Raw genomic sequence first — 14,987 nt, 5'->3', positions numbered from 1 at the left:
GCGGGGGCACCTCACGCTCGCGACCCACCGGCCGTCCCCCCACCGGCCGTCCCCCCACCGGCAGGGCCGGCGCACCGACGCACCGGCACCGGCACCGGCACCGGCCGATCAACCGAACCTGGCGGTGTTGGTCGACAGCCTCGCCGGGGTCAGCGCCCGGCCGTGGACGGCGACCGGGTTCGCCCTCATGAGCAGCGGATCACCGCCCGGCCCCCCGTACGCGACGACGGCCACCTGGCCGCTGGCGGGCTGAGTCGCCGGCGGGCTGGGCCCGCTGGCACGCCAGGGCCCGCCACAGCGGCACGATCACCTGTCGGCCACGGCGACGGCGGGCCCGGGAGCGATCCTGTCCAGCGTGTCCAGTTCCCGCTCGCCAAGAACGATCTCCAGCGCCCGCAGCGCCGCGGTGAGCTCGTCGACACCGTGCGGGCGGATGGTCGCCGCGGTCAGCTCCGGCTGGGCGAGCAGCCAGGCGAGCGCCACGCTCGCGGGCCGCTCACCGAACGATTCGCACAGGGCCACGAACGCCTCGAACCGAGGCCGGTACCGCTCCAACCGCCGTTTCACCTGCCGCTGTTCCGGCACGCCCGCCGGCGCGTACGCTGAAACACCGTCGAGCAGCGCGTCCAGCAGCGGGCTGCGCCCGATCACGCCCACGCCGTAGGACTGGCAGACCGGCAGCACCTCCGTCTCGGCCGCACGCTCCAGCACGCTGTAGTCGCACAGGTTGCTGACAAGGCCGAGGGAACGCCGCCGCATCGCGGCCTCGTTGCCCGCCGCGATCTCCCAGCCGGCCAGGCCGGACGAACCGACATAGACGATCTTTCCCTGGGCGGCCAGCATGTCCGTGGCCTGCCAGATCTCCTCCCACGGGGTGTCCCGGGCCGGCGAGGATAGCTGAAGAAGGTCGATGTGGTCGGTGCGCAGCCGGCGCAACGACTCCTCGCAACGCCGCCGGATCTCGGGCCCGGACAGCTTCCCGTCACCCGCGGGCCGGCCCGGGCCCGGGCTGGCCGGTCCGTGCAGCCCGGTCGCCAGCACGATCTGGTCACGGCGCCCACGGTTCCTCGACAGCCAGTCGCCGACAGCGTACTCGGCGGCGCCCGCGTCGGTGTGCCCGGTGGTGCGGGTGGGCCGCCCATGGGCGTTCGCGGTGTCGAGGAAGGTGTCGAAAAAGGTGATACCGGCGTCCAGCGCCCGGTCCATGACTGCGCCGGAGAGGTCCGTGCCCACCGATGGTCCGACATTCATCACGCCCAGGCACAGCCGGGACACCCGCACTCCGGTACGGCCAAGATGCGCGTGGATCACAGAACAATCTCCCGTCATCGGCGACCGGCCCACCCGGAGCGCCCATGACCCACTATGCCGACGCGAACGCCGTCCGCCGTAAGCGGTACCCGGAAGACACCGGCGGACCCTTCCACGGAACCGTCCGCGAAGCCCCGCGGCGATGCCCGGAAGCGCCATCCACGGACGGCTCCGAATCATGGCCAACCATGCCGGAAGGAATGAGATGGAGCGCTTGCCGCCGAACCGCACGTAACGGGTGGCGTAGGACACGTCGGGCGGAAGACACCGATCACGGGCGTGTGCAGGCCACAACCGCGAGACTTGGGGACAACCGTTGCCTACCGCCGAACCGGCCCGAGCGGTCCACACCCCGACGCCGCGGCCCCGGCGTGAGCCACACCGACGTGATCGCTACAGCGAGAGGAGCCCGGCGTGACCGAGCAGGTCAGCACTTTGACCGTCACCGACAACCGCACCGGCCGGACCTATGAGATCCCGATCGAGAACGGCGCGATCCGCGCCAACACCCTGCGTTCGATAAAGCTCGACGAGAGCGACTTCGGCCTGCTGACCTATGACCCGGCTTTCACGAACACGGCGAGCTGCCGTAGCGCGATCACCTTCATTGACGGCGACGCCGGCATCCTGCGCTACCGCGGCTTTCCGATCACGGAGCTGGCCGACAAGAGCAGCTTCCTGGAGGTCGCCTACCTGCTGCTCGCCGGGGAGCTGCCCACGGCCTCGGAACTGGCGGTGTGGGAGAGCGAGATCACGCACCACACGCTCGTCCACGAATCGATCAAGAAGTTCATCGACGGCTTCTACCACGACGCGCACCCGATGGGCATCCTGCTGTCGAGCGTCGGCGCGCTGTCGACCTTCTACCCGGACGCCAAGGAGATAAGCGATCCCGGGCTGCGCCGGCTACAGATCGTCCGGCTCATCGCGAAGATCACGACGTTGGCGGCCTTCTCCTACCGGCACTCGATCGGACTGCCGTACGTCTACCCGGACAACGACCTGTCCTATGCCGGCAACTTCCTGAACATGATGTGGAAGGCCACTGAGCTCAAGTACGAGCCGGACCCGATTCTCGAGCACGCTCTCGACGTCCTGTTCATTCTGCACGCCGACCATGAGCAGAACTGTTCGACGAACGCGATGCGGGCCGTCGGGAGCTCCCAGGCCGACCCCTTCTCGGCAGCCGCCGCGGCTATTTCCGCACTGTACGGCCCGCTGCACGGCGGTGCCAACGAACAGGTGCTGCGGATGCTCACCGAAATCGGGTCGGTGGAGAACATCCCGGCCTTCATCGAGCAGGTCAAGAGTGGCAAGAAGAAGCTGATGGGATTCGGGCACCGGGTGTACAAGAACTACGACCCGCGGGCCCGGGTGATCCGGCAGATAGCCGACGAGGTGTTCAAGGTCACCGGGACGAACCCGCTGCTCGACCTGGCCCTGGAACTGGAGCGGGTCGCGCTCGAGGACGAGTACTTCATCAAGCGGAAGCTCTACCCGAACGTCGACTTCTACACCGGCATCATCTACCAGGCGATGGGTTTCCCGGTGGAGATGTTCCCGGTGCTGTTCGCGGTCGGGCGGATGCCAGGCTGGCTCGCCCAGTGGGAGGAGGGCCTGCTCGACCCGGAGCAGAAGATCGCCCGGCCGCGCCAGCTCTACGTCGGCCACGAGGAGCGTCCGTACACGCCGATCGAGGACCGCTCGCCTGACTTCGTCGGTGCCTCCGACTCGATCGCGGCGCTGGCGGCCCAGGCCGCCCCGGCCCGCCCGCGTCGGTAGAAACCGCTATACCCACGGTCCCGTGGAAAGCGCGATGAGTACTGGTCCTGGAGTGTTCCGCGGAACACTCCAGGACCAGTACCGGCACGGCGTCGGGAACGAACGGTCCGGATGCAACGGAGAAAAGCGGCCCACCGGAAAAATCCGGTGAAAAAGCTGATGGAAAAGCAGGTTGCGCGAGCTACGGCGGACTACAGACGTTCGACCACGTGGTCGATGGCGCCGGTGAGCGCCTGGATGTCGGACGGCTCGACCGCCGGGAAGCAGGCCACCCGCAACTGGTTGCGGCCGAGCTTGCGGTACGGTTCCACGTCCACGATGCCGTTGGCCCGCAGGGTGCGGGCGACCGCGGCCGCGTCCACGCCCTCGAAGTCGATCGTGACGACAACCTGGGAGCGCTGCGCCGGGTCGGCGACGAACGGCGTCGCGTAGCTCGTCTTCTCCGCCCAGGTGTAGAGAATCGACGACGACTCGGCCGTGCGGCGCACGCACCAGTCCAGGCCGCCGCCCGCGAGCATCCACTCGACCTGGTCGGCGAAGAGGAACAGCGTGGCGACCGCGGGAGTGTTGTACGTCTGGTCCTTGGCGCTGTTGCCCCGGGCGGTAGTGAGGTCCAGGAAGGGCGGGATCCAGCGGTCGGAGGCGGCGATCTCGGCCAGCCGCTCCAGCGCGGCCGGGGACAGCAGCGCCACCCACAGTCCGCCGTCGGAGGCGAAGTTCTTCTGGGGCGCGAAGTAGTAGGCGTCGGCCTGCGAGATGTCGACCGGCAGGCCGCCGGCGCCCGAGGTCGCGTCGACCAGGTGCAGCGCTCCCGCGTCCGCCCCGATCGGGCGGCGCACCGGCTTGGCCACGCCCATGGACGTCTCGTTGTGCGGCGTCGCGTACACGTCGACACCCGGCTCGGGCGCCCACTCGGGGTGACTGCCCGGTGCCGAGGAGACGACCGACGGCTCGGCCAGGAACGGCGCGCCCTTCGTCGTGTCGGCGAACTTGCCGCCGAACTCCCCGAACACCAGGTGCTGGGAGCGTTCGCGGACGAGGTTGAAGGCGGCGGCGTCCCAGAAGGCGGTGGCCCCGCCGAGGCCGAGCACCACCTCGTAGCCGTCGGGCAGCGAGAACAGCTCGGCCAGCCCGGCGCGGACCCGCCCGACCAAGGCGCGCACGGGCTTCTGCCGGTGCGACGTCCCGAGCAGCGACGTGCCGGTGGCGGCGAGCCGGGCCACCGCCTCGGGGCGGACCTTGGACGGCCCGCAGCCGAAGCGTCCGTCGACCGGACGCAGATGTTCGGGGATGACGATCTGGTCAGGCATGAACATCTCCGAGCGGCCGGGGAGCCGGGCCGACGTAGCGGGCGGACGGGCGGATGAGGCGCCCGGTGCGCTTCTGCTCCAGGATGTGGGCGCTCCACCCAGCGGTACGCGCGCAGGTGAACATGGACGTGAACATGTGCGCCGGCACCCCAGCGTAGTCGAGCACGACCGCGGACCAGAACTCGACGTTCGTCCGCAGCGGGCGGTCGGGATACCGGTTGGTGAGCTCCTCGATGGCGGCGGCCTCCAGCGCCTCGGCCGCCTCGTAGCGGTTCGAGCCGAGATCGCGCGCGGTGCGGCGCAGCACCCGGGCGCGCGGATCCTCCGCGCGGTACACGCGGTGCCCGAAGCCCATCAGCCGCTCCTTGCGGTCCAGCGCCCGGCGGACGTATCCGGCCGGGTCTCCGGTGGCCTCCACCTCGTCGAGCATCGCCAGCACCCGGGACGGGGCGCCGCCGTGCAGCGGGCCGGAGAGCGCGCCCACCGCGGAGGACAGCGAGGCCGCCGCGTCCGCGCCGGTGGAGGCCACCACCCGGGCTGTGAACGTGGATGCATTCATACCGTGCTCGGCTGCGGACACCCAGTAGGCGTCCACCGCCTGGACGTGCTTGGGATCCGGCTCACCCCGCCAACGGATCATGAAACGTTCGGTGATCGTGCGGGCCCGGTCGACATCCTTCTGCGGGACGGCGGGCTGGCCGAGGCCGCGGGCCGCCTGCGCGACGAAGGACAGCGCCACCACCGAGGCCCGGGCAAGATCGTCACGCGCCTGGGCGTCGGAGATGTCGATGAGCTGGCCGAACCCCCAGTGGGGAGCCAGCATCGCCAGCGCGCTCTGCACGTCCACCCGGATGTCGCCGGAGTGCACCGGCAGCGGGAACGGCTCCGCCGGTGGCAGGCCGGGCTCGAACGAGGAGTCGACGAGCAGCCCCCACACGTGGCCGTAGTCGACCTTACCAACAAGATCCTCGATGTCGACGCCGCGATACCGTAGCGCGCTGCCTTCCCTGTCCGGTTCGGCGATCTCGGTCTCGAAGGCGATCACGCCCTCGAGACCGGGCTTGAAATCACTCGTCTTCTCAGACATCGAAGTCCGGGGCTCCGCTTCCTGTCTCCGCCGGCCGGTCGCGTGGACGACGACGCGGGGTCTGGGCACGCCGAACGCCAGCCGATAGCTGATCTGAGCTGGTTGCATCATCGGGCAGAATTACCTGTCTGCATCCTGCCCTCTCGGCGGAAGCGGTGCCATAGCCCGGCAGGACACCGCCGGCGGCCCACGGCGAGCGCGATCGGAACTTACCCGGCAGACCGGGCCTCGCCGGCCGTGACGGCCTCACCGACGTGGCGCAGGTCACTTTCGACCCAGAAGATCACCTGTACCCGACGTCACCGGGGCGGACCTCCGGGCAGGCCTGCCCGGAGAAAGGTGACACGATCGACGGTGTGTCCACCCGCCCGAACCACGCCCGGCCGCCGGTGCCCGATCCCGCCGCCCAACGGCGCTGTTACAGCGCGGGCAGGCTGCACGAGTCCGACCTTGCCCCCACCTGGGTGGCCCAGTTCGCGCGCTGGTACGAGCAGGCGTCCGCGGTGGCCGCGGAACCGGGGTCGGCACTGCCCGAGCCGAACGCGATGGTGTTCGCGACCGCGGACGCCCGCGGCCGGCCCAGCGCCCGGACCGTTCTGCTCAAGGGATTCGACGAGCGTGGCTTCACGCTCTTCACCAACCTCGGCTCCCGCAAGGCCCGGGAGGCCACCGCGAATCCATACGGTTCGCTGGTGTTTCCCTGGCACGCCCTGCAACGACAGATCGTCGCCGTCGGCGGGCTCGAGGAGGTGTCACGCGCCGAGACCGCGGCGTACTTCCGGTCCCGGCCGCGCGGCTCACAGCTCGGGGCGTGGGCGAGTCGGCAGTCCGAGGTGATCGGTTCCCGGGACTGGCTGGACCGGCGTTGGGCCGAGCTGGACGCTCGCTGGCCGGCGCCGGAACCGGTCCCGGTGCCGGCGTTCTGGGGCGGGATAAGGCTCGTCCCGGAAACGGTCGAGTTCTGGCAGGGAGGCTCCGACCGGCTACACGACCGGCTGCGCTATCGTCGAATCGATGCCGACGACACTCCTGCCGACACTTCCGCGGACGAGGTCCGGGCTGGTGAACCGCGGTCCGGTGAACGCGGTACCGGCGGACACGGCCAGTCACACGCGGATGGCCGCTGGATCGTCGAGCGCCTGTCACCATGAGACGCGGCACGTTGGGAAATTCTTATGCGCCAGCGCCTTTGCGGCAGGCCGCGACAAGGTCGCTTCGCAAATATGACACAATCGTCAATCAAGCCGGCCGGTCGAATCGAATAATCTACGGAAACACAATTCCGTCACATGCGGTTACGCTTTTGATCACAACTGGCACATCCGCGTGCGAGTTGCGCAAGCCCATTGGTAGCATCCCTCGCAACATGCTGCTGTGACAGCGGCCACAGGCCCGCTTCCGGCATGTCAAAAGCCTTGAGGGGGCAAACACAATGCGTTTAGGCAGGACGCGGCTAACTCTAGCCGGCGTAATCGGATCAATGCTGATCGGGTTGACCGCCCCGGCCGCATGGGCAGACGACACAACGTCGGCTCCTGACCCGGGCACCGCGGCGAAGACGGTCCAGCAGGTGCCGGCGCAGTCGGGTCTCCCACTCAGCCTCCCGGCCAACCTTCCCGCCAACCTCCCGGCCAACCTTCCCGCCAACCTCCCGGCGGACATCACGCAGCTCTCCCCGGACGTGCTGCACAACCTGCTCAGTCTCGTTCCCGGCCTGCCGGTGGACATCCAGGGCCTGCTCGACCTGAGCAAAGTGGGCAACCTGCTGGCCCAGCCGCTGGCGCTTCTGCACTCCTGCGGCCCCGACGGGGGCAAGTGGCAGCTGAAGAACACCTCCGACAAGCCCTTCGGGTTCGGCTGGTATGACACCAAGGGCAAGGGCGGCACCGGCGAGATCCCGCCGGGCGGACTGATCACTCTCGTCACCCACGTGCTCGACGCCGTCCTGGCCATTCCGTTCGACCTGCTGTCAGGCAGCCTGCTCAAGGCGATCCCGGCCATCGGTGTTGCCAACTGCCCCGGCGCGGACAACGGCGGAGGTGGCGCGGATCAGCAGCAGGACGTCGACACCGTACCGGTCTCCACACCGGCGAACGCCGTGGTCACGGACCGGGTCTACTACACAGGATGATGGTCCTGGGTTCGAGTGTGTGCCGTCGCCCCGCCTCCGGGGTGGCGGCACACGCCGTTTCGTCCACCGGTATGCCCGCTGGTTCCGCGCCCACCGGAGGCACGCCCACATCCACATCCACATCCGTGTCGGCGGCGGCAGCGGCAGGAAACACACCGCCTCCACGGCGGCTGTCCCCGCGGCGCGCGGGAATCCCGTCGCTCGTTCTCGCCGGGCTGATTACCTTCACCGGTTGCGGCGGAGGATCGGCGGACTCGCCGACGGGCACCCAGCCGACGGCGCCGACGAGCACGGCCGTCCCGCAGGCGGCGCACAGCGAACTGGCCGCCGCGGCATCGGTCAACCAGGACGGGACGTCCACCATCGTCACCGCCGTCGTCCCGAAGGTGGACATCTACAAGTCGCCGATCGCCGCGAGCGTGGTCTCCCAGCTGAGCAACCCGAACGAAGCGGGCGCCCCGCGGGTCTTCCTGGTGGTGGCGAAGCTCCCCGGCTGGTGGCAGGTGCTGCTGCCGGTCCAGCCCGCCGGCACCACCGGCTGGGTGAAGGACGCCCAGGTGAAGGCCAGCCAGACCAGCTACCGGGTAGAGGTCGCCCGCAAGGAGCACCGGTTGCGGGTCTATGACAAGCAGCAGGTCGTTGTCGACGAGCCGACCGCCGTCGGGACGGGTGACACTCCGACCCCGGGCGGCAAGTTCTACCTGACCGAACTGCTCCAGCCCCGCAACCCGGCCGGCGCGTACGGGCCGTACGCGTTCGGGCTGAGCGGCTTCTCGACCACCCTCGACTCCTTCGAGGGACGAGCGCCGGTAATCGGTATTCACGGGACGAACCAGCCGAACCTGCTCGGCCAGGATGTCAGCCATGGCTGCATCCGGGTGAGCAACGAGACCATCACCCGGCTCGCGCGCCTGCTCCCGCTGGGCACGCCAGTGGAGATCGTCGCCTGATCCAGGACGCCGGGCGCCCGTCGGTACCACCCACGGGCGCCCGGTGTCGTTTCCGGCGGGCGTCGGCCGCCTCCCGCGGCCGGTCCCGGACTCGCGCCGGCAGACCGGCCGGCGGTCCGGCGGTCAGCCCGTCATGCCGGCCAGGGTGCGTTCAGCGAGTTCCAGATCATGGACGAAGCCGGCGTAGACCTCGTCCCGGGTGGTCGGCTCGACCCGCAGCACCGCGCTCGGGTGCAACGTGGCGATCAGCTGGGCGTCCGATCCGGGCGGCCCGGGCAGCAACCGGCCGCGCATCTTCGTCACCCGGAACGACGGCCCGAGCAGCGCCTGCCCCGCGGTCGCGCCGAGCAGGACGACCAGCCGCGGCCTGATCCGGTTCAGTTCGGCCGCGAGCCATGGCCGGCAGGCCGTGACCTGCCGGGCGTCCGGTGTCTGGTGGATACGCCGCGGCCCGCCGTTGCGGCGGTACCTGAAATGCTTGACCGCGTTTGTGACATACGCCTCGGCCCGGTCGATCCCGGCGTCCGCGAGCGCCCGGTCGAGCAGCTTGCCGGCGGGCCCGACGAACGGCCGGCCACGCCGGTCCTCGACATCACCGGGCTGTTCGCCGACGAGGACCAGGCGCGCACGCGGATTCCCCTCCCCGAAGACGGTCCGGGTATCGGGCAGGTCCGCCAGCTCACAGCCCCGGCAGGACGCGGCGGCCGCGGCCAGCCCGGCAAGGTCGGCATCCGGCGGGACGAAGGGCAGGGCACCGCCCCCGCCACGGACACCGGTGCCGGCACCGGTGCCGGCGGGAAAAGAGTCGTTCGTCACGGTCGCATCCTCACATCCCCCACGGTGGGGCTGATGTCGCCACCCACCCGGTAGCGGGCATGGCCCCGGACAGCCGTAGCGGTAATATTACTCCATGCAATCAGTGCATACTGGACTAATCGGGAACCCACCGAACGCTCCACCGCAGCCAGGGGGTACTAAGATCATGGCGACGTCCCAGCCTGCGCGGCGCTCTCGCATCCGAATGCTCGGCCTCACTCTCGTGGGTGTTCTGCTGGCGCTCGCCAGCGGCTCCTGCGGCGGGTCACGGCAGCCCGCCGGCAACACGACGCCGGAACAGCCGGTGGTCCCGGTCGCGTCGGCAGCCGCCCGGACGAACCTGCACGCGGGGGACTACGTGCTGACCCAGGGGCCAGAAACCACCGGCTTCAACGCGAGCACGTCCCTGGACAACCGTGGAGCCCTCTCCGTAGCCGCGATGACCGGCTTCGCGGCGTGTGTCGGGAGGTCGGGAGCCGATCCGAAGATCGAGCCGCTGGACTCGGCCAAGGGACCCTACTTCGCCACGAACGACAACCTGGTCTTCATGGGTTCGGTGGCGGCGGTCTACCCGGCCGAGGTGATAACGGAGGCGGTCCGGATCGCGGCCGATCCGTCCTTCCCCTCCTGCGTCGGTGACCTGCTCAAACGCGGGTACACCGAGGCCGCCGACCTGCCCGAGGGCAGCACTTTCACGATCCTGTCGACGACGAAACGCACGCCCCCGGCCGGTGTCACCGCGCTGACCAGGGTGAAGGCGTCGATGACCCTCGACGGGCCGGCGGTGCCGATGACGTTCGACGTGATGTTCGTCTTCGCCGGCCAGGTGCAGAGCTCCTTCCTGGTCGGCCGGGTGTTCGACGCACCCGACCAGGCCGTCGTGAACCGGATCGCCAAGCAGATCGTCCGAAAGACCGCCAACCAGTAGGCGGCACGCCGGCCAGGAGAGGATCGCCTCCCCGGCGGTGGCCGGAGAGGCGGGGCCGACGGGCCTGGTCTACCGCCACCTCGCGGCGCTGTTATGCCTGGCAGCGCCGTTGTGCCTGGCAGCGCTCCACCTCGGGGCGCTGCCATCTCGCTGGCAACCAGACGTCCCTTTTGTTCGGGGCATCCATGGACGGACTACACGAAAGCTACTTTCAGAGACCGTGTGGCAACATGGCGTGATCGCTATATATGAGGTGTTCTGTTAGCGGCCACCCCTGTGGGGACCTACGGCATGTTCCAGGCGTCTCCAGACGTCGTCGTTCGACACCGATCCGGTGCGCAACCCCGGGCGCGAAACACACGGTCGCGTCGTCCTCGGCCCTGCCATGGCCCGGGGAGCCGGGCCACGGCAGCGGGAGACAAGCACGATCACGCCGCCTCTGGCCCCTAGACGGAGGAGGACTATTGGTACCGCAGGCTGCCGGCTGGGACCAGGGTGTCCGGGACGCGTGGACATCCGTCATCCAGAGCGTGCCGAAGATCGGGGCGTTCGTGCTCATCCTGCTCGCCGGCGGCCTGGCGGCTCGTGGCATCGTCAGCGCCGTCAACCGTCTCCTGGTCCGTGCCGGCGCCGACAACCTGCTCGACCGCAGCGGGCTGGCCCGCATGCTCCGTCGCCCCGCGGCCGATCTGCGCGCCGACCTCATGCGGATCACGTTCGCCATCGCCGCGCTGGCGCTTCTCCAGCTGGCACTCGGCGTGTTCGGGGTCAACCCGGTCAGCATCCTCGTTCACGATCTCATCGTCATGTTGGCACGAGCCGTGCTCGCCTGCGTCGTCCTCGTGATCGGCGCCACCCTGGCGTCCGCCGCGCGCGGCTACGTCGGCAACGCGCTCAGCGGCCTGCCTTACGCCGGGGCAGCGGGGGTCGTCAGCGCCACCATCATCATGATCGGTTTTGGCAAGGCCGCCCTGGACGAACTCGGCCTTGCCACATCCGTGACAACACCGATGCTCTACGCTGTTCTCGCAACCATCACCGGAGTGACGATCGTGGGGGTGGGCGGCGGGCTCATCCGTCCCATGCAACAGCGTTGGGAGGAGGCCCTGCGCCGCGGCGGACAGGAGCTGACCAGCGCCCGGTCGACGTGGCACGGCAACCGGGCACGCTCCGCGGCCGAGGAGCCGATGGTGGTCTCCGTGAGTGACCTGGTCGCCTCCGGTCGCACCGGCAGACGGCCGGACACCCCGCCGGATCCGCTCCCCCCGCAGCAGGAGACAGGCGAACCCGGCGGCCACGCCGGACCCACCCGGCAGCCATGACCTTCCAGTCACGGGAGCGGCCGGCGTCCGGGGCCTGTGGCGGCGCCGGCCGCCACACCAACGAAGCCGCCTGTGGCGGCGCTGGCCGCCACACCAGCAAGCCACCGTGTGGGGCGGCGCCAGCCGCCACACCAACAGCCACCGCAATAGCGACAACGGTCCAGAACGGCCGCAACGGACACGTGTCCGTTCCACGAACTGACGCGCGCGACAGGAGTGGGTAAGGCACTCTGGTACGACAGCGAGTCGCAACCAACGACAGCCAAGGCCACTTACGGGGCACATCACTACGGAGCACGTCACGCAGCACGCGGGAAGTGGGGAGACATCTCGGTGGACACGCCATCAGACCTGGAGCGCTCCCGGCTGCTCCTGGTCTGGCTACAGGCCCGTCGCGCCGTCGACCGCTGCCTGTCGGACCTGCTTGCGGCCGGGCCGGCCGGCGAACGCCGCGTACGCGAACAGCTCGAGCTGGTCAACGACCTGGAAAGCCGCGCGCGGGAGGCGTTCGTGCAGTACCGCTCCGCGGTACTGCAGCCCCTGCCGGACACCGACCCGGCGGACGCGCTGGACACGGCGGGCAGTGCGGACGCTGCGGGCGTAGTGGGCTGGACCGTTCCCCTGGACGCGGCGGGGCGTCCGCGCCTGGGCGTGGTACGGACGGACCAGCCTGGTCCGGATCCGGAGCGGGACCAGGTCACGGGAACAGCCCCGAGCACCGTCGACCCCGGCCCGGTGCCCGGCACCGGCACCGACCTGGGCCGCTCCGCATCCAGATCCGGAAAAGATCTTGGTCGCACGGCGTCCGGATCCACATCCACCACCAGGACAGGACCGCCCACGGATTCGGCCTGCCCCGGAAGTCCAGCGGCCACCGCACCCGCTGGCGGGACCAGCGGGCCTCCCACCGGATCCCCTACCGGGATCACCGGAGCGACCGGGACCGCCGCGGGCCGTCCTTCTTCCGCGCCCTCTGTGCCTCCCGCACCGCCCGCCCGCCCCAGCGGCTCATTACCGTCCGCGCCACTGCCGTCCGCGAGAGTCATTCCGTTCGCCGGCCGGGACCGTGAAACGGACATCACGCGCAGAACTCGAGCCATCCGGGGGAGTCAACGCCGGCACCGGTGACGGACTTCTGTCACCAACAGGACAAAATATGTGTGATGCCGCCCTCCCGCCTGGCCCGCGCGCTGCTGTCCCAGCGCCGCCGCCGTAGCTCGCCTCGCCGCCGTGGCCTGCCACGGCGTGACGTGCTGGTCTGCTGCGCCGTGTTCACGTCCGTGCTGGCCCTGTGTGCCGGGGGATGCGCGGCTCTGTACGACCGCGTCCTGCCAACCCCCTCCCCGACCACGCTCATGATCACCGTGTCCACCCCGACAACCGGGCCGGACGCGTACGAACGATCAGGACGCACGACACAGTTACGCCTGACGCTGCCGGCCATCACGATCACCCGGCCCTTCCCGCTCGTCATCGCGTTGCACAGCCTGAACAACGACAGCTCGGAGCCACAGTCGCTGTGGGGCTTCGACGTGCTCGTGGGCACCGCCGGGTTCGCCGTGGCCTACCCCGACGCGCTCAACACCTCCTGGAACGCGGGCACCTGCTGCGGGCAGTCCGCGGCCGCGCAGGTCGACGACGTCGGATGGTTACGGGCGCTCATCTCGCATCTGGAGCAGCACTATCCGATCGACCGGCAACGGGTGTTCCTTGTCGGTTTCTCCAACGGCGGCATGATCGCCTACCGTTACGCCTGCGAGCACGCCGACGAGATCGCCGGGATCGCGGTGGTCGCGGCCAGCCTGCAGACGGCCGGCTGCGCGCCGGCGAAACCGGTGACCGTGGTGGCCATCCACGGCCAGCTCGACAAACGCGTCCCATACGCCGGCGAGGCCTGGTCCGAGGCGCTCGGGACGCCCCTGCGGTCGGCGCGGGAGAGCCTGTCGCCCTTCCGGGCCAGTGCCGGCTGCGCCGAACCGTCGCTGCCGCAGGACACCTTCACGGTCGGCAGCGACGGTGGCGCCATCGGGAACGCGGCCGGCGGCCAACTCGTCGGCCTCGACGAGGACGGGGCCGCGGGCCCGGCCAGCCGTGGCGGGGGCGCGCAACAGGCGGCGCCCGGCCAGGCCGTCGCTGCTCTCGCCCCACCGGCTGGCGCCGGGGGCCGCACCGCGACGAGTGGTCCTGGGGTCGGCGCCGCGTTAGCCGCCCGCGACGGATACACGGCGATCAGGCAGGAGACGGTGTGCTCGTCCGGCAAGCGGATCGTGGAGTTCCTGCTTCCCGGCCTCGCCCACGGTTGGCCACCCGCCACCGGCCCGAAACGCTTCGACACCGCCGCGGTGATCTGGCGGCTGCTCGCCCCGATGCGCTCACCCGCTCCCGGACCCGACCTGTAGGCCAGCCCTACGGCCACCGGCCGATGCGGGCGGGTGCTCCAGGCAGCGCCGCCTGCGTGGAACAGGGCCGTGGAACAGGGCCACGGAACAGGTCTAGCGCCCGTATAAAACAACGGAATAAAAATTCCGCAACAATAAAAATCATCAACAGAAGGCCAATGACGGCAGAGGCCCCCCGTCGGACCGGAGATCCATACCATCGCGCGGCGACAGCACGCACGGCAACAGACGAAGCGTCGATCAGGTAATGCGGCCCGGTTCCGGCGCCATCAGAGCATCGAAACAAGAAGCAAACAGTTGTTGTAACAGCTGTTCGTTTCTTGCTCCCTCATCCAGCAAAGTCAAGTGTTACTGCTGGTAGCCGGTATATAAGAGCGCTCCGGCCTGCCCGGTGCAGCCCGGGCGCCCCAGACTGCCCGTCCAGACAGCTCGTCCCGTACCGCCGGGGTCATGCCGGGCGGAAGGAGGCGCGCAGGCTCTCCAGCAGCGTGGTCGCGGTCGCTGCCGACTGCGCCGACGAGCGGGCGATCAGGACATAGACCGCGTCCCCGGCCGGCACCGCCCGCATCACGTAGGTGGCCCGCTGCCCTTCGCGCAGGTACGAGCCAACCCACTCCTGGACCCGCGCGCCGCCGGGATCCGCCACCGTCCGGGTGGTCTCCCTGGTCACGCCGGGCTGGATGGTGAACTCCGAATCCTGGACGGCGGTGAGCGCGGCCGCCTGGTCCGTCCCGGCGACCCGGGCGACACCGACCATCTGCGGGCCGCCGGACCGCGCGTTCCCCACCGGCGGCTCGACGAAGAAGACCGCGGTCTTGTCCCGGCGCTGCTGCCAGGCCGCCGGATGGGAGAACGCCGCCTTCTGCTGCGCGTCGGTGACGGCGACCCAGTCGGCCGGGACGGTCGCCGGGGGCGCCGCGTGGCCGGCGGCTGGCTCGCGGACGCTCCGGG

12 protein-coding genes and 2 pseudogenes are annotated in these 14,987 nt (G+C 70.0%); 9 read left to right on the top strand and 5 right to left on the bottom strand.

What is annotated here, in order from left to right:
* Positions 1–253: pseudogene (locus CM1CMNOD_RS21340) on the top strand (hypothetical protein); the annotation flags it as partial.
* Between the two features lie 53 nt (positions 254–306).
* Here CM1CMNOD_RS21340 and CM1CMNOD_RS00950 read toward each other — a convergent pair.
* Positions 307–1,311 (bottom strand): aldo/keto reductase, encoded by a 1,005-nt coding sequence (locus tag CM1CMNOD_RS00950; RefSeq protein ID WP_013871821.1) that lies wholly within the window; start codon positions 1,309–1,311, stop codon positions 307–309.
* A 414-nt stretch (positions 1,312–1,725) separates the two neighbouring features.
* Between CM1CMNOD_RS00950 and CM1CMNOD_RS00945 the strand changes: the two genes are divergently transcribed.
* Positions 1,726–3,093 carry a citrate synthase gene (locus tag CM1CMNOD_RS00945; RefSeq protein ID WP_013871820.1) on the top strand — a complete coding sequence of 456 codons (1,368 nt, stop codon included), beginning with the start codon at positions 1,726–1,728 and terminating at the stop codon, positions 3,091–3,093.
* A gap of 191 nt (positions 3,094–3,284) precedes the next feature.
* Here CM1CMNOD_RS00945 and serC read toward each other — a convergent pair whose 3' ends face one another.
* Together serC and CM1CMNOD_RS00935 are read right to left on the bottom strand one after the other, a co-directional pair.
* Positions 3,285–4,403 (bottom strand): phosphoserine transaminase, encoded by a 1,119-nt coding sequence (gene serC / locus CM1CMNOD_RS00940; protein ID WP_013871819.1) that lies wholly within the window; start codon positions 4,401–4,403, stop codon positions 3,285–3,287.
* Positions 4,396–5,490 (bottom strand): citrate synthase 2, encoded by a 1,095-nt coding sequence (locus tag CM1CMNOD_RS00935; protein WP_043604402.1) that lies wholly within the window; start codon positions 5,488–5,490, stop codon positions 4,396–4,398. The genes serC and CM1CMNOD_RS00935 overlap by 8 nt, the downstream gene beginning before the upstream one ends.
* Before the next feature lie 254 nt (positions 5,491–5,744).
* On the opposite strand from CM1CMNOD_RS00935, the gene pdxH reads away from it, so the two are divergent.
* The 3 genes from pdxH to CM1CMNOD_RS00920 all read left to right on the top strand — a co-directional run bounded on the left by pdxH (position 5,745) and on the right by CM1CMNOD_RS00920 (position 8,571).
* Complete coding sequence (pdxH, locus tag CM1CMNOD_RS00930; RefSeq protein WP_013871817.1) at positions 5,745–6,641, top strand: pyridoxamine 5'-phosphate oxidase; 897 nt, start codon at positions 5,745–5,747, stop codon at positions 6,639–6,641.
* 419 nt (positions 6,642–7,060) lie between these two features.
* On the top strand, positions 7,061–7,621 hold the full coding sequence (locus CM1CMNOD_RS00925; protein WP_131773795.1) for a hypothetical protein: 561 nt from the start codon (positions 7,061–7,063) through the stop codon (positions 7,619–7,621).
* Entirely contained in the window at positions 7,618–8,571 is a 954-nt protein-coding gene (locus tag CM1CMNOD_RS00920) for a L,D-transpeptidase (protein WP_013871815.1), read from the top strand. The genes CM1CMNOD_RS00925 and CM1CMNOD_RS00920 overlap by 4 nt, the downstream gene beginning before the upstream one ends.
* Positions 8,572–8,694: 123 nt before the next feature.
* On the opposite strand, the gene CM1CMNOD_RS00915 is transcribed toward CM1CMNOD_RS00920, so the two are convergent.
* On the bottom strand, positions 8,695–9,387 hold the full coding sequence (locus CM1CMNOD_RS00915) for a UdgX family uracil-DNA binding protein (RefSeq protein WP_013871814.1): 693 nt from the start codon (positions 9,385–9,387) through the stop codon (positions 8,695–8,697).
* A 205-nt stretch (positions 9,388–9,592) separates the two neighbouring features.
* Here CM1CMNOD_RS00915 and CM1CMNOD_RS00910 point away from each other — a divergent pair, with 205 nt between their 5' ends.
* The 4 genes from CM1CMNOD_RS00910 (at position 9,593) to CM1CMNOD_RS00895 (ending at position 14,036) form a co-directional block, all read left to right on the top strand.
* Complete coding sequence (locus CM1CMNOD_RS00910; RefSeq protein WP_043602725.1) at positions 9,593–10,315, top strand: hypothetical protein; 723 nt, start codon at positions 9,593–9,595, stop codon at positions 10,313–10,315.
* Positions 10,316–10,779: 464 nt separating this feature from the next.
* Positions 10,780–11,637 (top strand): mechanosensitive ion channel family protein, encoded by an 858-nt coding sequence (locus CM1CMNOD_RS00905; protein ID WP_013871812.1) that lies wholly within the window; start codon positions 10,780–10,782, stop codon positions 11,635–11,637.
* Positions 11,638–11,970: 333 nt separating this feature from the next.
* Positions 11,971–12,765 (top strand): hypothetical protein, encoded by a 795-nt coding sequence (locus CM1CMNOD_RS23490; protein WP_013871811.1) that lies wholly within the window; start codon positions 11,971–11,973, stop codon positions 12,763–12,765.
* 35 nt (positions 12,766–12,800) lie between these two features.
* The gene (locus CM1CMNOD_RS00895; RefSeq protein ID WP_237703181.1) at positions 12,801–14,036 is read left to right on the top strand and encodes an alpha/beta hydrolase family esterase; all 1,236 of its coding nucleotides are present in this window, start codon (positions 12,801–12,803) and stop codon (positions 14,034–14,036) included.
* Positions 14,037–14,484: 448 nt separating this feature from the next.
* Here the strand turns inward: CM1CMNOD_RS00895 and CM1CMNOD_RS21335 are convergent.
* A pseudogene (locus CM1CMNOD_RS21335) lies at positions 14,485–14,987 on the bottom strand (hypothetical protein); the annotation flags it as partial.

The organism is Protofrankia symbiont of Coriaria myrtifolia, assembly GCF_900634755.1.
Classification (GTDB): domain Bacteria; phylum Actinomycetota; class Actinomycetes; order Frankiales; family Frankiaceae; genus Protofrankia; species Protofrankia coriariae.
This window is presented reverse-complemented; position numbering and strand designations above follow the sequence as displayed.